This window comes from Photorhabdus sp. RM71S (assembly GCF_042879355.1).
Lineage (GTDB): Bacteria > Pseudomonadota > Gammaproteobacteria > Enterobacterales > Enterobacteriaceae > Photorhabdus > Photorhabdus kayaii.
The window spans coordinates 46,956-70,202 of record NZ_JBHFKV010000005.1 but is presented as its reverse complement, the minus strand read 5'-3'; the positions used below and the strand labels follow the sequence as shown (position 1 = coordinate 70,202).

Sequence of the window (23,247 nt, the reverse complement as noted above, 5' to 3'; positions counted from 1 at the left end):
TTGACCGAAGAAAAATAATGTTGTCAGGATCATATCTTTAAAGACATAATCCTGAGCATATTCCAACTAATTAAATTTTAAGATCATTTGCTAATGTTGCTACCATTACCGCTTTAATGGTATGCAGGCGATTTTCTCCTTGATCAAACACAATACTGTGCTCTGATTCAAAAACTTCATTGGTAACTTCCAACCCTCCATACATATTAAATTCAGCAGCGAGTTGCTTGCCTAATACCGTTTCTTCATCATGAAATGCTGGCAGGCAATGCAGGAATTTTACCTGTGGATTGCCTGTCATGTTTACTACATCCATATTTACTTGATAAGGTTTTAATAGGTTAATGCGTTGTTGCCAAACTTCTTTTGGTTCGCCCATAGAAACCCAGACATCGGTATAAAGAAAATCAGTATTTTTAACCCCTTCGGCGATATTTTCCGTCAGAGTAATTTGGCCTCCTGTTTTTTCAGCCAGTTTCTGACATTCAGTAACCAGTGCGGCATTGGGCCAGTACTTTTCAGGGGCAATCAACCGAACATCCATGCCCGTTAGTGCCGCGGCTTCTAGCATGGTATTACCCATATTATTACGGGCATCCCCTAAGTAGGCGAATTTGATTTCTGACAACGGTTTTTCTGGTTGATGTTCCTGAATAGTTAGCAGATCTGCTAGTAGTTGAGTAGGGTGAAATTCATCTGTTAGCCCATTCCATACCGGAACACCTGCATATTTTGCCAGTGATTCAACGATTGTCTGGGCATAGCCGCGATATTGAATACCATCATACATACGGCCAAGTATACGGGCGGTATCTTTGATCGATTCTTTATGGCCAATCTGGTTGCCACTGGAACCGAGGTAGGTGATATTTGCTCCTTGATCGTAAGCTGCCACTTCAAATGAACAGCGGGTACGGGTGGAATCTTTTTCAAAAATCAGCACAATATTTTTGCCTGTTAACAGGGCTTTTTCTGTACCAGATTTTTTAGTCGATTTTAATTCAGCAGCTAGCTTTAGCAAGGCATGAATTTCTGCTGAGGAAAAATCAAGTAGCCTTAGAAAATGACGCTGATGGAACGGATTCATTGTTTGGTGTCTCCGTATTTATTGTTTGCATTTAAATTCAATCTATATCTATAAAAATGCAATTTCAACTCCGTATTAGATTTCTTTGATGTAAACAGTGGTTAGCCCGCCTGTGGTGTGGGAGAATGAGTATTGGGACGGCCAACTGCTTGAGGATATTAGGTATGGCAAATCAAAGAGACTTAGAAGAACAACGCGAAGAAACGCGGCTTATTATTGAAGAATTACTGGAAGATGGTAGTGATCCAGATGCACTTTATGCCATTGAGCATCACTTTTCTGCTGAGGATTTTAGTCTGTTGGAAAAGGCTGCGGTTGAAGCCTTTAAACTGGGTTATGAAGTGACTGATGCGGAAGAATTGGAAGTCGAAGATGGTACTATTCTGATGTGTTGTGATGTTATCAGTGAGTGTGGATTGAATGCAGAACTGATTGATGCCCAGGTTGAACAGTTAGTGAATCTGGCTGAAAAAATTGGCATTAATTATGACGGTTGGGGCACTTACTTCGAAGATCCTGATGAGCAAGATGAAGATGATTTGCCGGAGCAGGGTGAGAGTAGACTTCATTAGTATAATTAGTATGTTAAGAATCCTGTGTTAGCTCTGGTCGTGACTGATGCATGTGATTCAAAACAAAATAGTCCTTATCTGCTTTGGCGAATAAGGACTATTGCATTTTAACCGACTATCTTATCAAACCATGTTCCCTGACTTTTGAAAGAATAGTTCCTCTCCTAATTTGGTTTGCCTCGGTGTAATTATTACATTGGAAAAATATTATTCTTTTGTATATTCTCTTTATTTGATAGTAAATAAGGTTGTTTTACTATTATGATTCCGTTCTGACAGCAGGATAATGGTGATTTCTATTACCCTAAATTTTCTTACATAAAATAAATTTTAGATAATCATTTTTATCATTTATAGTCCAGATGCTGGTAAATGGGGTAAAAAGTATTAATTTAATCGGAAATGGATATGATTGATTATTAGGATGTATTCATATAATTAACATGGTTTTTACTCTATATTATCAACTTAATATAAAGGTCTTATATATTGATCTTAATTATGTCAATAAAATAATGTTAATTTAGAGAAGGTATTTAAAATGGCTAATGTAAGTAATATTAGGGAAATTATTAATATACCCAAAAGAAAATCTATGTTGTGGTAGGTGATATTTGGGTACCGTGGATTGGGCGTCAGGATGAAAGCAAAAAGGCTATACCCTATGGATTTCAAGATGGATCGCGACGGCAAGGGAGTGAATCCCCGGGAGCATAGGTAACGATGTGACCGGGGTGAGCGAGTGCAGCCAACAAAGAGGCAACTTGAAAGATAACGGGTATATACAAATTATTAAGAGAAAACCACCTCTAGCAAGCAGAGGTGGTTATTTTCTTATTTGGAAACATCAGTACCGAAATATTGAGTGGAAATGCGTAAATAGGTGCCATCGGCTTTGATATCGGCTAGTGCCTTATCGATAGCGGCTTGTAATTCTGGCTCGCCTTTACGAATTAGCACACCGACTGGATCGCCATTGGGTTCGGACGCGACAACTTTTACCGGTGCATTGGGTTTGTGTTTCCTAAAATCGAGATAGGACAGATTATCGTTGATAGTGGCATCGGCTCTGCCCGTAGCAACCAAATCGATTGCCTGATTAAATCCTTCGGTAGGGACGATTTCCGCACCGAAATGTTTTGCTAACTGGGCGTAATTACTGGTTAAGCTATGGCTTGAGGTTTTACCTTTCAGATCGCTGAACGTTTTTATACTGTCATTATTTTGCCGGGTGATAAGTACGGCTTTAGATATGATATACGGGTTGGAAAAGTCATATTTCTTTTTGCGTTCTGGTGTGATAGCGACCTGATTGAGTACCGCGTCATAGCGTTTGGCATCAAGCCCGGCAATAAGCCCATCCCACTTGCCTTCGGTAAACTGGGCTTTGACATTCAGACGTCGTGCGATTTCGCGGCCAATATCAATATCAAATCCAGTTAAGGCTCCGGAAGCATCGTGATAAGTAAATGGTGGATAGGTTCCTTCGGTAGCGATTTTGAATACGCCTGCTGATTTAATGTTATCAAGGCCAGATTCTGCATTAGCAGAATATGCAATACCGAATTGAATGACACCCGCTAATAATGCGGTAAGCAACATTTTCATTTTCTTTCTCCAAACTGTTAAGAAATCTATTTGATGGTAATGAACTGATTCTCAGATCAATTACGGCAAGGTTATTTTAACGGTGGGTTATATCTCCCAATCCGGTAAAGTATTGGTTAAGGTTGAAACAAATTCCACAGTACGTTGTTTAAGGGCGCGAGTGAAAATCGTTTTCGACGTTCCCGATTCGACGATTTCCCCGGATTCTAAAAATATGACGTCGTGGGCAAGATTTGCTGCCAAACGCAGATCATGGGTAGCCATTAACATTGTAGTTCCCTCTTTGGCCAACTGCTTTAATACGGCAACAACTTCCTGTGATAATTCAGGATCAAGTGCGGAAGTTGGCTCGTCGCATAATAACACTTTGGGTGAAGGTGCCAGTGCTCTGGCAATCGCTACGCGCTGTTGCTGACCACCGGATAGTGTGGTTGGAAAGACATCGGCCTTGTGTGACATGTCAACCTTTTCCAGTAGTTCAAGTGCTCGTTGTTTGGCCTGTTCACGTGACCATTTCTGAACCCAGATTAACCCTTCCATGATGTTTTCAATGACGGTGAGGTGAGGGAAAAGCTGAAAGTTTTGAAACACCATGCCGGTTTGTTGGCGGATCCGTTGTATATCCTTGTGAGTAATCCGCCCTTTGCCGGTGAAGGTCATGCTTTCATTGCCGATTTGGAGCTTTCCGGCCTGGGGAGTTTCTAATAAGTTGATGCAGCGTAATAGCGTGCTTTTGCCACTTCCGGACGGGCCAATCAGTGCGGTCAGGCTGCCTTCCTCAATGGTAAGATCGATTTTTTTCAGGACTTTTTGCCCGTCAAAACTTTTTTCAATGCCGGAGAGTTGAATCATCTTTTAATTCCTGTGTGTCACTCTTTTGCGAAAACTTCTTTTCCAGACGGGCTTGTAGTGATGACAATACTGAACTGATTATCAGATAAAGTATTGCTGCCTCAGTATAAAGAATGAGAGGTTGATAAGTCACCGCTGCAATGCGTTGTGCAGCAAGGAAAAGCTCCGGTACGGTAATGACTGAGGCTAGTGAAGTATCTTTCACCAGTGAAATAAATGTGTTTGAGAGTGGTGGGATAGCGATTCTTGCGGCTTGAGGTAGAATGATCCGACGCAATGATTGTGTCCAGCTCATGCCGATAGAATAAGCCGCTTCCCACTGCCCTTTTGGTACAGACAATAAAGTGGCGCGAATTATCTCAGAGGTATAGGCGCCAATATTTAACGTGAAACCAATCACTGCCGAGGTAAATGCGCCTAACGTAATGCCAATGCTAGGTAAGGCATAAAAAATCAGAAACAGTTGTACCAGCAACGGTGTGCCGCGGATCAGCCATACATAGAATTTGGCGACAGCAATAAGTGGTTTCGGCCCATAAAGCCGGATGAGCGCAACAATAAAACCCAGTATGATACCGAGAGTAAAGGTAATAAGAGTTAGTGGAATAGTGAAAGTAAAGCCCGCATAAAGCATAGGCCAAAAAGAATCGAGTACTAGATTAAACCAGGAGGGCTCCATATATTTTCCCTATTGTGTGTAATATAACGATATATTTATATGTGATTTTTTTAAATATCATATTGCAAGCTGTCAATTTATATATATAAAATAAAGTTATATCATATGGTTATTTTGGATATATAAAAAAATTATATAAATTAATATATATAATATTTGGCTAAAATATTTTCTGATTACTCAATTCAACACGGTTGATGATAAAGTTCCCTGGTTAGAGTTTGTATTCAACTTTTAGGGAACTGTCTATCTGAATAAGATAATCTTTCACTTATTTGGGAAGATTATCGCCAAAATATTGAGCCCAGATACGCTGGTAAGTGCCATCGGTTTTGATGTCAGTTATTGCTTTATCAATAGCAACTTTTAGTTCTGACTCGCCCTTGCGGAGCAAAACCGCTGTTTGATCTGCATTGGGGGTTGCTGCAACAATTTTTATTGGTGCGTTTGGCTTATGCTTCTTATAGTCCAGATAAGATAGGCTATCATTAATAGTGGCATCGGCTCTACCGGTACTAACCAGTTCGATTTCTTGACTAAATCCATTAGTGCCGATAATTTCTGCGCCATTATCTCTGGCTATTTGAGCAAAGTTGTTGGTTAGAGTATGTGCTGAGGTTTTGCCTTTTAAATCGCTGAATTTTTTTATGTTATTATTATCTTTATTAATGATAAGTACCGCTTGCGATGTGATATAGGGGATGGAGAAGTCATATTTTTTCTTGCGCTCAGGTGTAATTGCAATTTGATTAATTACTGCATCAGAACGTCCGGCATCCAGCCCGGCAATAAGTCCGTCCCATTTTCCTTCAATAAATGTTGGTTTGACATTCAATCGGTGTGCAATTTCACGGCCAATGTCGACATCGAAGCCAGTTAAAGTACCCGAGGCATCGCGATAAGTGAATGGTGGATAAGCGCCTTCCGTTGCTATTCTGAGTGTGCCGGTGGATTTAATCTTATCAAGGGTTGTTTCTGCATTAGCTGAATATACGAGACTGAATTGGATAGTGCTTGCCAATAATAGGGTAAGGATTGTTTTCATTTTGTTTCTCCGGGTTGTTATAAATTAGTGAATTAATTTATTACTACCTTAATAATTCCCGCTGAAATAAATTATTTATAACAATAAATAATTGAGTATTTAATTGAACTAGAATTGCATTATTGGTTTCCTTTTTACTTGTAATAATGTATTTATATGATTTTACTCTCTGTATAATATGCTAAATATAATGATTTATATATAAAATAAAATTATATCATATTGTCATTTAAGATATGTAAATTTAAAAATGAATAAAATAAATATTAACTTATGTTAAGGAGATAGGTGTTGTTATTTTCAATATTTTTGATGATGTTTATATAGAATGAGTTGAATTTATATTTTATTATTAATTTTATCGTTTACTATTTAAATTAAAAAGCCACTGCAATTCATTGTCAGTGGCTTTGGTGAGAATTTACTTTTTGAAAATATTACAACGCGGCAATTGTTTCTTTCTGAGCCAGCAGCTTCTCTTTGGATGTATTGCAGCTTGCCAGACGTTCACGCTCTTTGGCTACAACGGCTTCGGGCGCACGGCTAACGAAGCCTGCATTTGACAGCTTACTTTCAATGGCGCCAATCTCTTTATCCAGCTTCTCAATCTCTTTATTTAAGCGGCTTAGTTCAGCTTCTTTATCGACTAAGCCAGCCATTGGGATTAATACTTCTGCACCATTAATCAATTTAGTGACAGAAATCGGTGCTTCTTCATCCGTAGACAGAAGAGTCATAGAAGATAAGCGGCCCATTGCCTGAATAAAATTCAGATTTTCTGCTACACGGCGTTGTGCGCCAGCATCGGCATTACGCAGCAGAACTTCCAGTGGCTTACCCGGTGCGATATTCATTTCAGCACGGATATTACGTACTGCAATAATCGCTTCCTTAATCCATTCCAGATCGGTCAGTGCCAGTTCATCAGTTTTTTCTTGAGCAAATTCTGGGAACGGTTGCAGCATAATGGTATCTGCCTCAATTCCCTTCACCATTTTCACTCGCTGCCAGATGGTTTCGGTGATAAATGGAATAATCGGGTGAGCCAGGCGCAATAATCCTTCCAGAACTTCAATCAGCGTATGACGGGCACCACGAACTTCCGCTTCTGAACCTTTGTTAATTGCCGGTTTAGAGAGCTCCAGATACCAGTCGCAGAACTGGTTCCAAGTGAATTCATAAAGAATATTGGCCGCTATATCGAAACGATAGGTATCCAGTGCTTCACGGTAGGCTTTTACTGTCTGGTTAAATTCAGCCAGAATCCAACGATCAGCCAACGATAGCGCCATTTCGCCGCCATGTTGGCCGCAATCCTGGCCTTCTGTATTCATCAGAACAAAGCGGCTGGCGTTCCATAATTTGTTGCAGAAATTACGGTAACCTTGCAGGCGTTTCATATCCCAGTTGATATCACGACCTGTTGAGGCCAGCGCTGCTAACGTAAAGCGCAGGGCATCGGTACCATGCGCTTCAATACCAGCCGGGAACTGTTTTTCGGTACGTTTGCGGATTTTTTCAGCCAACTGGGGCTGCATCATATTGCCGGTGCGTTTTTCCAGCAGTTCTTCCAGAGAAATACCGTCAACCATGTCCAGTGGGTCAATAACATTTCCTTTGGATTTGGACATCTTCTGACCTTCGTCATCCCGGATAAGACCGGTCATGTAAACAGTCTTAAAGGGAACCTGAGGTTTGCCATTTTCATCTTTGATGAAATGCATGGTCATCATGATCATACGGGCAATCCAGAAAAAGATGATATCAAAGCCACTCACCAACACATCGGTTGGGTGGAAAGTTTTCAGCGCGTCAGTTTGTTCTGGCCAACCAAGGGTAGAGAAAGTCCATAAACCGGAAGAGAACCAGGTATCCAGTACATCTTCATCTTGGTTTAAAGAGATATCTGTGCCCAGATTATTTTCACGACGCACTTCTTCTTCACTGCGGCCAACATAGACATTACCGTTGGCGTCATACCATGCCGGGATGCGGTGGCCCCACCATAATTGGCGAGAGATACACCAATCCTGAATATCGCGCATCCAGGAGTAATACATATTTTCATATTGCTTAGGTACAAACTGGATATCACCATTTTCAACGGCTTCGATAGCCACTTTCGCCAGAGGCGCAGTACGGACATACCATTGATCAGTCAGCATGGGTTCAATAACCACACCGCCGCGATCGCCATATGGAACGGTTAGATCATGAGCTTTAATTTCAACCAGCAGGCCCAGTCTTTCGAACTCTGCCACGATAGCTTTACGGGCAGCAAAACGCTCTATGCCTTGATATTCAGCCGGAATATCAGAGCCGTAAATATCAGAAATCTCACCATGAGTATCGAAAACTTCTGCTTTATAGCGGATGTTGCCATCAAGAGTCATGATATTGATCATCGGCAGGGCATGGCGCTTACCGACTTCATAGTCATTGAAGTCATGGGCAGGTGTAATTTTTACGCAACCGGTACCTTTTTCCATATCCGCATGTTCATCACCGATAATAGGAATGCGGCGGTTAATCAATGGCAGAATAATTTCTTTGCCGATTAAATCCTTATAGCGCGGATCTTCTGGGTTAACTGCTACGCCGGTATCGCCTAACATAGTTTCAGGCCGGGTAGTTGCAACGATCAGGTAATCTTTCCCTTCTGCGGTTGTGACACCATCGGCCAGTGGATAACGTAGATGCCACATAGAACCCTTAACTTCACGGTTCTCAACTTCCAGATCGGAAATTGCAGTGTGCAATTTCGGGTCCCAGTTAACCAAACGTTTACCGCGATAAATGAGATTTTCTTGATACAAACGGACAAAGGCTTCTTTTACGGCGTTGGATAGACCTTCATCCATAGTGAAACGCTCGCGCTCCCAGTCAACGGAGTTGCCCAGACGACGCATCTGATTGGTAATCGTGCCGCCGGATTCTGCTTTCCACTGCCAAATCTTATCGATAAATGCATCACGGCCATAATCGTGACGGGTTTTGCCTTCTTCTGTTGCGATCTTGCGCTCAACCACCATTTGAGTAGCAATACCTGCGTGGTCAGTACCGGACTGCCATAAAGTATTTTTACCCTGCATTCGTTGATAACGGATCATGGTATCCATAATGGTTTGCTGAAACGCATGACCCATATGCAGGCTGCCGGTCACGTTTGGTGGCGGGATAACAATACAGAAACTCTCACGGCGGGTATCGCCGTTAGGCTTGAAGTAACCACTTTTCTCCCAATGGTTATAAAGAGGCTGCTCAATTTCTTTAGGATTGTATGTTTTATCGAGAGATGGCTCGGCTTGCGTTTGAATTGCGGGTGTTTTTTCCATTTTATCTTGATACTTAGTATGTTGGCGGCGTTGCCATGGTCAAATTAAAGCCGACGCTGCGATATGATTTATATCGTTCACGCGCCAACTGTTTCAAATTTTCATCTATAGGAACGAAGTCTATCACTTCATGGAAAGCGGTGGCAAAGTCTGCAAATTGTGGCAACAGATTTATTAGGATATCACGGGGAGCGTTTCCCCGTTTTTGCGGCCAACATAACTCAACTGGTGCGCCATATCTTGGCCCTTCACCCGCCAGATTATGTGGGACGAACTGATGAGGCTCCCGTTGCCATAAGGCTTCATCTAACTTTTCTGCCTGTTGCTGATTTTCACAGGCAATTAGCACCCGTTTTCCTGCTCGCCATTGGTCAGCCGCAAATTGGCATGCCAGCCATTCGTGAGCTTGCAAATCTGCTTGAGGTGATGGCTGTTCCAGTAAATAAAACGTGGCACTTTTCATAATGTCTCTGTTACGGAGAAAGGGCATTGTCAAATGCCCTTTTGATAAACTAAGAGAGGAATCAAATCAATCGTCGTTATTGATACCGGTACTTCCTGCCCGATTTAACAGGAATTGTGACAGTAGTGCAACCGGGCGACCTGTTGCACCTTTTGCTTTACCTGAACGCCAGGCCGTACCCGCGATATCCAGATGTGCCCAGTGATATTTTGTTGCGAAGCGGGACAGGAAACAGGCGGCGGTAATCGCACCACCCGCACTGCCACCGGTATTCGCCAGATCGGCAAAGTTAGAATCGATTTGTTCGAGAAACTCGTCAGTCATTGGTAGGCGCCATGCGCGATCACCGGATTGTTCTGAAGCATTGAGTAACTCATGGGCCAGGGGATTATGGTTGGATAGCAATCCACTGTAATGATTACCAAGAGCTGTTATGCAAGCACCGGTCAGTGTAGCGATATCAATGACCAATTCTGGATCAAAACGTTCAACGTAAGTTAACGCATCGCACAGAACCAGACGGCCTTCGGCATCGGTATTGAGCACTTCGACAGTCTGGCCAGATAGGGTGGTTAAAATATCTCCAGGCCGGTAAGCGCGCCCTCCTGGCATATTCTCACAGCCTGCTATGACACCGATGACATTGAGCGGTAATTGTAGCTCAGAAACCACACGCATCACGCCATAAACTGTTGCAGCCCCACACATATCGTATTTCATCTCATCCATGCCACCCGCAGATTTGATTGAAATACCGCCGGAGTCAAAAGTCAGCCCCTTGCCAACCAAGATGATGGGTTTGGCATTTTTATCAGGACTGCCTTTATATTCCATGACTGACATCAGAGATTCATTCTGAGAACCTTGACCAACCGCCAGATAGGCATTCATGCCTAGCTCTTTCATCTGCTCTTCACCAATCACTTTTGTTGTAATATGGCTATTGGCAGAATCTGCGAGCTGGCGTGCCTGAGAAGCCAGATAAGCTGCATTACAGATATTGGGAGGCATATTACCAAGATCTTTGGCCGCTTTGATACCGGCAGCAATGGCAAGGCCGTGCTGGATTGCACGTTCACCGCTGGTTAGCTCCCGACGGGTCGGAACATTGAAAACCATTTTACGCAGTGGGCGGCGCAACTCATTTTTATTACTTTTTAGCTGGTTGAAAACATAGAGAGATTCTTTTGCTGTTTCTACCGCTTGGCGCACTTTCCAATAATTATTGCGGCCTTTAACATGCAATTCTGTTAAGAAGCAAACAGCTTCCATTGACCCCGTTTCATTGAGGGTATTGATAGTTTTCTGAATAATCTGTTTATACTGGCGTTCATCCAATTCGCGCTCTTTACCACAGCCGATAAGCAGAATACGTTCAGATAACACGTTGGGAACATGATGCAGCAACAGTGATTGACCAACTTTGCCTTCTAGTTCACCGCGGCGCAGTAATGCACTGATGTAACCGTCACTTATTTTATCAAGTTGTTCAGCGATAGAGGAAAGGCGGCGAGGTTCGAAAACGCCGACAATGATACATGCACTACGTTGTTTTTCCGGGCTACCGCTTTTTACACTAAACTCCATGCGTTCTCCTGAATCTTAAAGACAAAGATGGATGCTATCGCTAAAATATAGCGCTTCGCATTAATCTACCCCATAGAAAATTAACTATTTATGTTAAGCTAAACGCACTATTTGTTATTATTTAGCTAACTATATAAGTATGTTCTGACTGGGAACCTGAATATGGAATGCTTCGATATCATTTTAGCAGTGAGGAAGCCAAACTGATGCACATAATAAATGGTATATATACAATGAAGTTAGCGATTTTCCTGCAAAAAGACAAGTTTTCACAGGCGTAATAAGCGTGATCATCATTAGATATCTGGTACGGGAAACCCTGAAAAGCCAAGTTGCGATACTCTTTATCCTTTTACTGATCTTTTTCTGTCAGAGATTAGTTGAAATTTTGGGTGCCGCAGTGGAAGGAAACGTCCCGGCAAATTTAGTTTTATCCTTGTTAGGATTAGGTGTGCCTGAAATGGCACAGTTGATTTTGCCCCTGAGTCTGTTTCTTGGGGTGTTGATGACTTTCAGTAAACTCTATACTGAAAGTGAAATTACTGTTATGCATGCGTGTGGTTTGGGCAAGCGTGTGCTGGTGGTTTCGGCGCTTATTCTGGCGTTGTTAACTTCCGCGTTAGCGGCAGTGAATGTCATTTGGGTCATGCCGTGGTCCTCGAAATATCAAGAACAGGTGGTGGCTGATGCTAAAGCTAACCCAAGTTTAGCAGCGATCATGGAAGGGAGGTTCAAACCTTCCGAGGATGGTAATCTGGTGCTCTATATTGGCAACGTGCACGGCAATAAATTTGAAAACGTATTCCTTGCCCAACTTCGCCCCGTTGATAACCAGCGTCCTTCTGTGGTGATCTCTAATGGCGGGCATATGGTGGAGCGACCTGATGGCAAACAGGTGGTCGTCCTTAATCATGGTACGCGTTACGAAGGCACTGCAATGCTGCGTGATTTTAGGATCACTGAGTTCCGTGATTATCAAGCGATTATCGGGCATCAGACTTCAATCGTAGATAATAATAAAGTTGAACAGAAGTCTATTATCCAGTTATGGCAGGATAATGATAAGGACTCCCGCGCTGAGTTCCATTGGCGTTTGACTTTGGTGCTCTCGGTACTGATTATGGCTATGATGGTTGTACCGTTAAGTGTGGTGAACCCACGTCAAGGGCGAGTGTTAAGCATGTTGCCCGCAATGTTGCTTTATCTGATTTTCTTCTTATTGCAAAGCTCTCTGCGTTCTAACGGTAGTAAAGGCAAATTGGACCCGATGATTTGGATGTGGCTGACTAATGGGACTTATTTGATGTTGGCGCTGGTTCTCAATATTTGGGATACGTTGCCGGTGCGTAGGATCCGGGCTCGTTTCAACGGCAGAGGAGTAGCCTGATGTTTGGTGTATTGGATCGTTATATCGGTCGGACTATTCTACAGACTATTCTGATGACGCTGTTTATGCTGGTATCACTCTCCGGTATTATTAAGTTTGTTGAGCAGTTAAGAAAAGTGGGGCAGGGGGAATATACTACTATTTCTGCTGGTCTTTATGTTTTGTTAAGTGTGCCGAAAGATATTCAGATATTCTTCCCGATGGCAGCTTTGCTTGGCGCCTTACTGGGGCTTGGTACGCTGGCAACCCGTAGTGAGTTGGTGGTTATGCAAGCTTCTGGATTTACCCGTATGCAGATTGCTGGCTCAGTGATGAAAACGGCTATTCCGTTGGTGATCCTGACTATGGTTATCGGAGAGTGGGGCGCGCCACAAGGTGAGCAAATGGCGCGTAATTACCGGGCTCAGAAGATGCTTGGTAGTTCTCTGGTTTCAACAAATAAAGGTATGTGGACGATAGATGGGGCCGATTTTATCTACATCCAGCGGATTGTGAGTGATACGGAGATTAAAGGCGTCAATATCTATCATTTTAGTGATGATAAAAAACTACTCTCTGTAAAGTATGCAGCCAGTGCGGTTTATGATAAGGATAACGACTTGTGGAAGCTTTCTCAGGTGGAAGAATCTGATCTGACAGACAGCAAAAAAATCACCGGATCACAACGTATTTCTGCTGACTGGAAAATTCTCCTAACGCCAGAACAGTTGAATGTGGTAGCACTTGAGCCTGAAGCGCTTTCCATCAGTGGCTTATATCAGTACATCAAGTACCTTAAGCAGAGTGAACAGGAATCAGGTCGTTATCAACTGAATATGTGGAAAAAAATATTTGCGCCGCTTTCAGTTGCAGTGATGATGTTAATGGCACTCTCTTTTATCTTCGGACCACTGCGCAGTGTGCCGATGGGAGTAAGGATGGTAACAGGGATCAGCTTTGGCTTCCTATTTTATGTACTTAATGAGATCTTTGGTCCACTGAGCTTGGTGTACAGCGTGCCAGCGGTTTTGGCGGCACTGTTACCAAGCCTATTGTTCCTTACTGTGAGTATTTATTTACTCCTTAAGAGACAGTAGTTTTTAGAAATCGAGGAACTATACCCTATGGATTTCAAGATGCATCGCGACGGCAAGGGAGTGAATCCCCGCATAGGTAACGATGTGACCGGGGTGAGCGAGTGCAGCCAACAAAGAGGCAACTTGAAAGATGACGGGTATATAGGGATAGGGTTTTTGGCTAAGAACCCTATCCTGAGCATCTCGATTTTAAGATGTAATAAGGATCAAGCCTGATGATGATTCCTCGACAATGCCGTTACCAGTTGATTAACCCCGGTTGTTACGCTACTGAAATGGCTGTGTTGTTTACGAGTGATCACCACAAACACCCCAATATTTTGTTCGGGGATCATTGCCATATACGTATTAAACCCGCCGCCGCCGCCGGTTTTCTGATAAATACCCGGTATATCGCGACGGGCGTTCATGTAAACCCAACCAAGGCCAACGCCATCTGCCTGACCGGCAACATCCATCCCTTTAATTGAAGCCAGAGCGGAACGCTTAAAATAAATACCTTGTTCACGGCTTGCGGTCTGTTTACGTAACTGACTGTCTGATGATAAAAATTGCTGCATCCAGTGCTGCATATCTTTTGGCGTTGAATAGATTCCACCACTGCCAGCTGCCGCAACAGTATTAAGACACGGACTCGGCTTATAACTTTCCATCAAACGAGCACACTGAGAACGGTTTGGCGTCAGTGTAGTGTCTTTCATGTAATAAGGGCCGGTGATCTTATCGTGTAACAAACGGGTATATGGCTTACCCGTAGCCTTGGAGAGCGCATCTGCCAATAAATCGTAAGCCAGATTGGAATAAGATGCTGTTGTGCCTGGCGCTGAGTCTAATTGAGCTGTTTTTAACCAGACCCAGCGATTGGCTTGTGTAGGCCAGACAAAAACAGGGCGCCCCCATCTACCTCCCGGCTGCTCACGAGGTAAGCCACTGGTATGGCTTGCCAGGTGGAACAACCGGATAGGTTGAAGAGGGCTGTATTGGGGCACTTTCACACCATAATAGCTATAGTCCTGCAACGGATCGGTGGAGCGCAGAATTTTATCCTCTTCGAGCTTGATCATAATTTCACTGGTCATCAACTTAGTTAGCGAGGCAATACGGATGATAGAATCGGGTTTCGGACGGATGCCATTTCCCGGACGGGTTTCACCGAAACTGCGGTAAACCGTCTGATTATTATCAATCACCACCATCGCCATGCCTTGCGCATTGCTGCCGTTGAAAATATCCTGTGCATACTGATCAACCAACTGAGAAGCTAGCTTTTTAGTTCTCGCATTGCCTTCGAACACTTCCCATTTCAATGGTTGTTTCTTCGGTTGCAGAAACTTTGCCGAAAATGTTTTATTTGAAGAAGAGCAGGCTGTAAGAGCCAACACGATGGCAGAAACAGAGAAGAGCTTAAAAAACTGTTTATTCATTTTGAATTGACCAATCAGGCATATTTCCAGTGAATTCACAAACAGGATAAAGATAGCGAAAGTGACTATTTATTCTTTTTAAACAATGCCATCAACGCGCCAATGACAATGCCCAAAAAGATTCCGGCGCCAATCCAGCTAATAATCGTCATAACCATTTACCTCATAGCGAATTATCATGCTGAGATTATATAAGGTGATTATAGGTTGTCTATCGACGTCAGGTAGAAAAGATATTGTTGGGTGTATTTGTTTAGAGCTTTTATGCTCAGTAATTGAACGCGCATTTGTGTTGAATCGATGGGTTTGATCTTTTTTTCGACACTTAAACCAAAGTTATAAGGATAACAGTTGCTAACAGATCGCTGACAGGTATAATGACCCTCGTTTTCCGCATACTACTTCAGTGCCGAAGTGGCGAAATCGGTAGACGCAGTTGATTCAAAATCAACCGCCTTCGGGTGTGCCGGTTCGAGTCCGGCCTTCGGCACCATTTGACCTTCCAGAGACGTCCATAATCTTCCATAATCTTCCATAATCACCTGAAAAAGCAACAGATTACTTAGTTTTTGAGTCTATAATCGTCCATTCGTATCCGTTGACATCCATGAAATTTGGGGGTCAAATTGGGGGGCATTTCTTTTCGATAATGAGTTGACCCCCAAATTATGCCTTTAACAGACATGGAAGCTCGTGCGGCAAAGCCCCGTGAACTTACCGATGTACAAGGTTTGTATCTTCTCATCAAACCCAATGGCTCAAAACGCTGGTATCTGAAATATCGGTTTGCGGGTAAAGAAAGCCGGATTGCTTTAGGTGCATATCTTCAAGTCAACGCTGGGGAAAGCTAGAGAGCAATGCGATAGGGCTCATTGAAGCTGAATATATGTTTGAGACTACATTGTCAAAAAAAATTTACTCACCTACTTGAATTAAGTCGGTGTCCATATATACCCGTAATCATTGAGGATGCTTGATTTTATCCGAAATGGAGATCATTATCCTCGCTATGAAAATATTTATTACATCAGAACAAAAAATCAAACTTGAGCATCTTCACGACACCACTCGTGATGGTCAGGTACGAGACAGAATAAAAGCTATCCTTCTGGCTTCTGAAGGGTGGAGTTCTGTGATGATAGCCCAGGCATTGCGACTCCATCAGACCACGGTTGACCGCCATATCAGTGATTACCTTAATCAAGGTAAACTTAAATCTGATAATGGGGGGCTGATAGTTTGCTTTCTCGAAAGCAAACTGATTTTTTAATCAACCACTTACCTCAACATCTTTTCCATCACACCCGTGAAATCGTGGCCTATGTCGTTCAGCTCTGGAATATGACCTTTAGCATTCCAGGCATGAATAAATGGCTACATCGTCAGGGTTTTTCTTATAAAAAACCGTGTGGCGTCCCTCATAAATTCGATGCAGAAAAACAGAGACAATTTATTGAATATGATGAAAATCTTAAAGTTACAGCGAAAGACGACCCCATCCTCTTTCTTGACGCGGTTCACCCGGCTCAAGGTACTAAACTCGGTTATGGCTGGATGCGAAAAGGCGAGAAAAAAACAGTCAAAACAACAGGAAGCCGAACTCGCCTGAATCTATTGGGCGCACTCAACCTGAATGCCATTGGTCGTACGGTGTTCCAGGAATATCAAACCCTCAATGACTACAACATTTGCTGTTTTTTCAATGAAATAAGAAAGTCTTATCCTGACTACCATCAAAAAATTCATCTTATTGTGGATGGGGCGGGTTACAACAAAGCTCATCTTGTGAAGGATTGGGCTTATGTTAACAATATTGAGTGACATTACCTTCCTCCATACAGCCCAAATTTAAACCCTATAGAGCGATTATGGAAGGTCATGAATGAACATGTTCGAAATAACCGTTCTTTCGCTGATAAACATGAATTTCGAGACAAAGTCTTCAAATTTTTCACCACAACGCTACCTGATATAGCGGACATCGCTGATGTCTAGAATTAACGACCATTTTCAGGTGCTAAAAACTTCAAGATGCAGGGTTCAGAATCTGGAAGTTGTCATTAATACGGCACGATAGCCTCCCGGCCAGTTCCGGTAATATTTCCGTAAAAAAGTGATGTATCGCCTGCCTGAACAAGGCCATCGAGGCGAAATAACGATTATTTCTGACTTTTTCATTCATCACTTTCCACAGCCTTTCTATCGGGTTTAGATTCGGGCTGTAGGGCGGTAAGTAATGAAGCTCAATATTTATCACATAAGCCCAGTCTTTCACCAACTCACTCCGGTGATAACCGGCGCCGTCTAGGATAATATGCACCTTCTGGCTGACCGGATAGGTTTCACGGAGGGCAATGAAAAATTCTGCGATGTGATAACTGTCGATACGATCATATTCGCGTACAACTGTTTTGCTGATATCAGCCAGATTCAGGGCATCCATCAGGTTCAGACGGGTACTGGCTTCCCGTTGTTTTCACCGCGGTTTTCTGGCCCTGGCGCACCAGCCATAAGCGAGTTTCGTCCCCTACATGGGATGAATGCCATCAATGAACAGGATGGGCTCATTGTCTCCGGCTTCCTGTTTCAGTTTCCCGTAGGTTTCCATAAAGGCCCGTTGCTGTTCCGCGTTGAACTTGTGTGGCACGCCGGTCGGTTTTTTATCACTGAACCCATTGTGGTGCAGCCATTTATTTATGCCGGGAACGGTGTAACTGATATCCCACTATTCTTCGACAAGGCGGATAACCGCCTGTGTGGTAGGTAGAAGATTCGCGGTCAGATAAGCGATAAATTCCTGAGTCTGTGTTTCGCGGAGGTGGCTCTGAAAGCCGCCATTTTCGGGCTTCAGTTTGCGGTGATTAAGGTAATCGCTGATATGACGATTAACCGTCGTTTCATGCAGGCGCAGGGCCTGAGCGATCATGACAGAACTCCAACCCTCAGAAGCCAGCAGAACTGCTTTAATGCGATCACACTCCCTCTTATCACGGCAGGTGTGATGAAGGTGTTCGAGTTCGGCTTTCTGTTCATCGGTAATGAATATTTTCATGACGGATACCATGAGCCTTATTTTGGAGAAAATCAAGCATGTTCAATAATCACGGGTATATTGTTGGTAACGTGAATAATACCTATACCCGTTATCTTTCAAGTTGCCTCTTTGTTGGCTGCACTCGCTCACCCCGGTTACATAGTTTGCTATGCTCCCGGGGATTCACTCCCTTGCCGTCGCGATGCATCTTGAAATCCATTGGGTATATATTACAACTCCTTCACTATTTCAATCTGGGTTTATTAAGATTTAATTTTCTAGGATGTTGATATGTACTAATAATTAAGTATAGATGATAAGCGACTATTTCACCTGATGTTTGACTCGTTTTGAAAAATAAATTATCAAATCCTACGGCTGTTTTAGAACAGCATATAAATCGAAGTCCTTGATGACAAAGTCTAATGCCTATATTCAGCTTGTTATAATCATGGTACGCAGAACTGGATACGCTTTTCTGTTTTTCAGCATATAAAGTATGATTTCGATATTTTTTCTAACATCAAATATCAATATGTGAATTATATTCTATATGGTTGTTCAAAATATTCATTAGATAGTGGAACTTAGAAATATGTATTATGAATGTAATTTATCACTATTTATAAAATATTTAATTAAGAAAGGGAAGTAAGAATTTACTCCGATTGTTTGCTTAGTGGTTAAGTGTTTTTATACGGTATCTGGAGTAATAGAAAAACTGAAATTTCATTGCTAATGCATTCGTAGAAAAATCCCTTAGTTAAGGAGTTCTTAATTATGATAACACATAAATTAGCTATATTTATACTGTGTTTATCTCCAGCCGTATGCTTTTCACAGCCTGATAAATTATCTCCAGGCTCATATGAGTTAATTATTGGAGCAAGACCTTCGATGCCTTATTCACCGATTCAGAATTATAATCAAGACTTAACACGGCAAGGTACTGGGCGTGAATTTACTGTTCCTGTGTCTCGTCATCACATAATCCCATTCAATCTATTAAGAGGCTTTTATAACCGTGTTGTTGAAAATAACCGGCTACGTAATATAAGTAGCTTTCTCACAGTATACTCAAATAATTTACGGTTTTATGCTAGTCGTGGCGGTGTTGATTGTAATCAATTAGGTAGCGATATTATTAATGCATCAAATTTAGGTTTGGCCCAAGGTAGTGGATGGATAAGAGGTGGTAGTAATAGATTTACTCCAGGTTTTAGTACATTCGAGCAATTTTATGCGTGGTTACCGGGCAACCTTTTCATTGGGCCAAATAATCGCTCCGATGATCCAGGTCCAGGATTTGAGAGTAACGCAGCGGTTGTTATTGGCGAGGCTAACTTTGACTTAGTTTCCAGGTTGTACAGAAATATGATGAATTATATGTCAACAAATGATGAAAGTTTATTAAATGGAATTGCAGCAGATTTATCAAGGCTAGCTCAAATAAGGGGAGTTTATTCATTACGGCCACAAGATTGGGAATATGTGAATGGTCAATATAGATTAAGGAGAGGGGGGAGAGAAGGTTTCATAGGTGTAGACAATAGTTATGATGATTATCTGGAATCAACGTGCAATGATTTACGTCCCACACTCGATAAAATTAAAGGAAGGTATGCGATTGTAATAGATAATTAAATATAAGAATTAGCTAAATTTTGCAACTATAAAAAGTCTAATGTCTAATAGGATAAAAAATGAAACCGATAAATCTACTTGTTATTACTTCTATTATATCATTTTTACTATGTGCAAAATCTTTTGCTGCGGAAGATCTAGAATGTGGTAGATATCCTAGTAACTATTTAAATAGCGGAACCCTTACAGGAAAACTTGTTAAGTTGATAGATAAGAAGGATTGGACAACCACAAATTATATAATACAAACTGATAGCGGTCAGAGATATTGTGTCCGAGTTGAAGATAGAAAAGATATAATACGAAATACAATTATTTCTAGCGCATACTTATTGGGATTAAGAGTAACTATATCACTTACTAAGGAGCATACTATAACGGGGATAGCAGTCCATAATTAGGAATGTTAAATGTAAATTAAGGAAGGGATTTAAAGAGAGCTTCATAGATACAACCTAAGAGTTAACCAAATTTTACAACTATCAAAAAGCTAGTGCTTAATGGGATAAAAATGAAACCAATAAATCTACTTGTTATTGTTTCTGCTATATCACTTTTACTATGTTCAAAATCTTTTGCTTCGGACGATCTAGAATGTGGTAAAGTGTCTGTAGATAGCGGAACCCTTACAGGGAAATTAGTTAAGTTAATAAGTAAAGATGGCTGGATAACAACAAATTATACATTACAAACTGACAACGGAGAAAAATATTGTGTCCGCGATGATACTCTAGATAATCCGATACGAAATAAAATTGTCTCTGATGCATTTTTCTTAGAATCAAGAATAACCGTATCACTCACTAAATATCATGCCATAACTGGGATAGCGATCCATTAGTAGGTTAGGTATTTCTATATTCACCCTTAAGGATATGATTCCCGCTGAAAAAGATTGCGGTTTTTAACCGTAATCTCAGATTATTGACAAAGTGCTGGTTTTTTATCTGGCATTTTGTTTTAACGAAGCTCCGTTCACCAGACGGAGCTTGCCGCCATGTTGAGAACATTGCCTCCTCAAACTTTCCCACTAGAAACGCTCTCGCTTGACGAACTGATTTAAATTATATTTTTTGTCAATAGCGAGGATTTAAAATCCTCGCAAATAATTACATTAAGATATTTTAGACGGTATGATATTAAATTCTTTCAACTCTTCTTTTAAGAACGGATGACAAATTTTTGCTTTTTTTCTCAACTCTGAATTTAGTTTCTCATCATAACTTCTATCAGCAGGGATGAATTGCAGACTATTTTTATAAGCTTCCAATACATCAACTGGGCATACTAATTTTATATCTCCGAATGCGTACAAAGTTACTCCATCAATCAGGAAGAAGCCATTTTTCTCTAGGGCCCTTATGTTCCATTGTTTATTATTAAAAACTTCTAATGGATAGTCGTCTTCATTAATGAGATATGAATGTTCGTTATAATCACTAATGCCGGAAATTTTCATGGTTGCATTTACAATGAAAACGGGAATGGAGGTTATTATCCATGACAATGAAAATAAAGAAAAAATAACTGCATATCCTGTTATGTATACATTTTTTACAATTCCTTCGGATTTATCGCGACTTAGATAAACGGAACCAGGTATAAGAGAAAAAATAACAGTGATTAGAGATGTTGCTACAACATATAACATCAGCACATTATCGCTTACTTCTCCTTTATTAGGTATTTTATTTATAATAAGAGATAATGGATATGAGTAGAAGAGGGTCATAAGAAAAATGGAAGCAGGTATAATAATGTGAAATAAACATGAAAGTTTAATTCTTGTGCGTTTGTTTTTATATTGCAGTACGTCTGAAATTAGGTTTCTATTAATTAAATAAGAAACTAGCATGCTGGAACTCAAAACAAAGAATACTGAAATTATAATAATAGTTGCTTCCATATATTCAAATTTATCGGCCAGCCATGCTGAGAAAATTAAAATACCAACCGCAAGTAAAGATATAATAAATGCAATTGTAACGAAATTTTCTCTTATTTTTTTATAGTTATGAAAGTGATTACTTTCTTTCTTAATAATAGAGATGAGTAAAATTGATGGTATAAACATCAAAATTGAAATAAGTATTATGCTGAATAAAAAAGTTGATGCAATGACTATGAAAATATCTTTAAATGTTACGGAGCTAATAAATATATCTAACCGGCCTAACCGGTTAAGGTAAAACCAAATAACAAACAACGCAATGAACCCCATGATGACTGTAGGTGTAATAACTCGTTTGACTAAATTTATTACTTCATTACCTATGTCGTTGCTGCCCATCTTGCATATCCTTCCAGTTAAATAAATAGTAAGTTTTATTGTGGTCACTCAGCTACCACATGGTTATAGTTGAGAGAAATAGATGTGTAAAATATGATTAGACTCTCAATTTTCTTACGGCACTAGTAACACCGAAGAAAGTTTATTACTTCCATATCTTTTCCAAGTCTACATCTTCACTATCCGGTTGCTTTGATCTTTCTAAGACGTCAACTTGCAACACTATTGGCAGGTTAAACGATGTACCAGTTGCGACACAGCAACCTTTAGCCAAGTTAGGGATCATGCTCTTTGACATATTGTCAAGTGTGCTTATTGTATTATCAATCAGCAGGAGGTCACGATCGTTGACCAGTCGATGAATAAAGAAATTATGTATCTGTGATACAATTGTTGGTGAAATATCTGCTGGTCGCTGACTGGATAAAGTCAAAAATACTCTGAATTTACGACCTTCCTTAATGATTTCCTCAAACATCTCAAGGCGATAATCTTTCCAGCTTTCACTTTCGCGACTTGATTGCTGAGAAAGGATGTTATGGGCCTCATCAATAATTAGATGAATTGTTCTGTCTGGAGGGTTAGCAACTTTATCTCTATGAGGATGATAGTAATGTTTGGCAATCAGAAGTGGCAGGGTTTTCTTGATTTCCGGATTGCATTTTCTCAGGGAAATTACCGTTACCGGTTTCGTAATTATTTGATTCTCAGTAATAGTAATAACCTTACGTAAAGCGTTTAATGATGATTCAGTTCGTTTCAATAAAGGTTGTATGAACTCATATTGAACATAACCGTATATTAAATCACATATTAACTGAATATTGCACCGAATTTTAAATTCTTCAAAAGCATCAATCTCAGGTCGTGTTATATTATCAATAATTGAACTTAAAACAGATTGGTAGTTGTTACCTTCAGCATTAAAGTAGCGATCATTAGACTCATTAGTAGTGTTTATATAAAAGCAATTATGTTTTGTATGCCATGTCACTTTCTTAAGTAGATGATATAAATTATCAAGCCTAATTAGCTTGGTGACTTCTCTAATTAAGTCAAGTGAATCGGGTTTGGGCTGAGCACAAGTAAATATAAGTTCATAAGTTTTTTTAATGTAATTTAACCTCAGCTTTGCTTAAGAACAGCAATTATTAGAATCACATA

At 41.0% G+C, this 23,247-nt stretch carries 17 protein-coding genes, 1 tRNA gene and 3 pseudogenes; 9 read left to right on the top strand and 12 right to left on the bottom strand.

Annotated elements, in window-relative coordinates:
- Positions 1–70: 70 nt before the first annotated feature.
- The gene (gene argF, locus ACGF5R_RS04435; RefSeq protein ID WP_112877220.1) at positions 71–1,087 is read right to left on the bottom strand and encodes an ornithine carbamoyltransferase; all 1,017 of its coding nucleotides are present in this window, start codon (positions 1,085–1,087) and stop codon (positions 71–73) included.
- Between the two features lie 164 nt (positions 1,088–1,251).
- On the opposite strand from argF, the gene rraB reads away from it, so the two are divergent.
- The gene (rraB, locus tag ACGF5R_RS04430; RefSeq protein ID WP_011148570.1) at positions 1,252–1,659 is read left to right on the top strand and encodes a ribonuclease E inhibitor RraB; all 408 of its coding nucleotides are present in this window, start codon (positions 1,252–1,254) and stop codon (positions 1,657–1,659) included.
- Positions 1,660–2,493: 834 nt separating this feature from the next.
- Here the strand turns inward: rraB and ACGF5R_RS04425 are convergent.
- The 7 genes from ACGF5R_RS04425 to pepA all read right to left on the bottom strand — a co-directional run bounded on the left by ACGF5R_RS04425 (position 2,494) and on the right by pepA (position 11,228).
- Positions 2,494–3,267, bottom strand: a complete 774-nt coding sequence (locus ACGF5R_RS04425) for an amino acid ABC transporter substrate-binding protein (RefSeq protein ID WP_112877221.1) — start codon at positions 3,265–3,267, stop codon at positions 2,494–2,496.
- 87 nt (positions 3,268–3,354) lie between these two features.
- Positions 3,355–4,119 (bottom strand): amino acid ABC transporter ATP-binding protein, encoded by a 765-nt coding sequence (locus ACGF5R_RS04420; RefSeq protein ID WP_112877222.1) that lies wholly within the window; start codon positions 4,117–4,119, stop codon positions 3,355–3,357.
- On the bottom strand, positions 4,097–4,798 hold the full coding sequence (locus tag ACGF5R_RS04415; RefSeq protein ID WP_112877223.1) for an amino acid ABC transporter permease: 702 nt from the start codon (positions 4,796–4,798) through the stop codon (positions 4,097–4,099). Before ACGF5R_RS04415 ends, ACGF5R_RS04420 begins: the two co-directional genes overlap by 23 nt.
- A 271-nt stretch (positions 4,799–5,069) precedes the next feature.
- On the bottom strand, positions 5,070–5,843 hold the full coding sequence (locus tag ACGF5R_RS04410; RefSeq protein WP_387689905.1) for an amino acid ABC transporter substrate-binding protein: 774 nt from the start codon (positions 5,841–5,843) through the stop codon (positions 5,070–5,072).
- A 437-nt stretch (positions 5,844–6,280) separates the two neighbouring features.
- On the bottom strand, positions 6,281–9,178 hold the full coding sequence (locus ACGF5R_RS04405; RefSeq protein WP_387689903.1) for a valine--tRNA ligase: 2,898 nt from the start codon (positions 9,176–9,178) through the stop codon (positions 6,281–6,283).
- A gap of 13 nt (positions 9,179–9,191) precedes the next feature.
- Positions 9,192–9,641 carry a DNA polymerase III subunit chi gene (locus ACGF5R_RS04400; RefSeq protein ID WP_011148563.1) on the bottom strand — a complete coding sequence of 150 codons (450 nt, stop codon included), beginning with the start codon at positions 9,639–9,641 and terminating at the stop codon, positions 9,192–9,194.
- A gap of 66 nt (positions 9,642–9,707) precedes the next feature.
- Positions 9,708–11,228, bottom strand: coding sequence for a leucyl aminopeptidase (gene pepA, locus ACGF5R_RS04395; protein WP_112877226.1), 1,521 nt, complete (start codon positions 11,226–11,228; stop codon positions 9,708–9,710).
- Between the two features lie 286 nt (positions 11,229–11,514).
- On the opposite strand from pepA, the gene lptF reads away from it, so the two are divergent.
- Both lptF and lptG read left to right on the top strand, forming a co-directional pair.
- On the top strand, positions 11,515–12,615 hold the full coding sequence (gene lptF, locus ACGF5R_RS04390; RefSeq protein WP_011148561.1) for an LPS export ABC transporter permease LptF: 1,101 nt from the start codon (positions 11,515–11,517) through the stop codon (positions 12,613–12,615).
- On the top strand, positions 12,615–13,691 hold the full coding sequence (gene lptG, locus ACGF5R_RS04385) for an LPS export ABC transporter permease LptG (RefSeq protein WP_262980380.1): 1,077 nt from the start codon (positions 12,615–12,617) through the stop codon (positions 13,689–13,691). The genes lptF and lptG overlap by 1 nt, the downstream gene beginning before the upstream one ends.
- A 206-nt stretch (positions 13,692–13,897) precedes the next feature.
- Here lptG and ampH read toward each other — a convergent pair whose 3' ends face one another.
- Positions 13,898–15,115 (bottom strand): D-alanyl-D-alanine-carboxypeptidase/endopeptidase AmpH, encoded by a 1,218-nt coding sequence (ampH, locus tag ACGF5R_RS04380; protein WP_112877229.1) that lies wholly within the window; start codon positions 15,113–15,115, stop codon positions 13,898–13,900.
- Between the two features lie 408 nt (positions 15,116–15,523).
- Between ampH and ACGF5R_RS04375 the strand changes: the two genes are divergently transcribed.
- From ACGF5R_RS04375 to ACGF5R_RS04365, 3 genes and pseudogenes are all read left to right on the top strand, one after another.
- Positions 15,524–15,608 (top strand) — tRNA-Leu (locus ACGF5R_RS04375).
- Positions 15,609–15,783: 175 nt separating this feature from the next.
- Positions 15,784–15,979 (top strand): annotated as a pseudogene (locus tag ACGF5R_RS04370) (Arm DNA-binding domain-containing protein); the annotation flags it as partial.
- A 145-nt stretch (positions 15,980–16,124) separates the two neighbouring features.
- Positions 16,125–17,192 (top strand): annotated as a pseudogene (locus ACGF5R_RS04365) (IS630 family transposase).
- Here the strand turns inward: ACGF5R_RS04365 and ACGF5R_RS04360 are convergent.
- Positions 17,142–18,167, bottom strand: a pseudogene (locus ACGF5R_RS04360) (IS630 family transposase). The pseudogenes ACGF5R_RS04365 and ACGF5R_RS04360 overlap by 51 nt on opposite strands.
- Positions 18,168–18,929: 762 nt before the next feature.
- Here ACGF5R_RS04360 and ACGF5R_RS04355 point away from each other — a divergent pair.
- From ACGF5R_RS04355 to ACGF5R_RS04345, 3 genes are all read left to right on the top strand, one after another.
- Positions 18,930–19,793 (top strand): hypothetical protein, encoded by an 864-nt coding sequence (locus ACGF5R_RS04355; protein WP_112878770.1) that lies wholly within the window; start codon positions 18,930–18,932, stop codon positions 19,791–19,793.
- A 59-nt stretch (positions 19,794–19,852) separates the two neighbouring features.
- Complete coding sequence (locus tag ACGF5R_RS04350; RefSeq protein WP_112878771.1) at positions 19,853–20,194, top strand: hypothetical protein; 342 nt, start codon at positions 19,853–19,855, stop codon at positions 20,192–20,194.
- A 110-nt stretch (positions 20,195–20,304) separates the two neighbouring features.
- Entirely contained in the window at positions 20,305–20,634 is a 330-nt protein-coding gene (locus ACGF5R_RS04345; protein ID WP_112878772.1) for a hypothetical protein, read from the top strand.
- A 273-nt stretch (positions 20,635–20,907) separates the two neighbouring features.
- Here ACGF5R_RS04345 and ACGF5R_RS04340 read toward each other — a convergent pair whose 3' ends face one another.
- Both ACGF5R_RS04340 and ACGF5R_RS04335 read right to left on the bottom strand, forming a co-directional pair.
- The gene (locus ACGF5R_RS04340; RefSeq protein WP_112878773.1) at positions 20,908–22,083 is read right to left on the bottom strand and encodes a hypothetical protein; all 1,176 of its coding nucleotides are present in this window, start codon (positions 22,081–22,083) and stop codon (positions 20,908–20,910) included.
- Positions 22,084–22,228: 145 nt separating this feature from the next.
- Positions 22,229–23,077, bottom strand: a complete 849-nt coding sequence (locus tag ACGF5R_RS04335) for an ATP-binding protein (RefSeq protein ID WP_387689900.1) — start codon at positions 23,075–23,077, stop codon at positions 22,229–22,231.
- Positions 23,078–23,247: the final 170 nt, after the last annotated feature.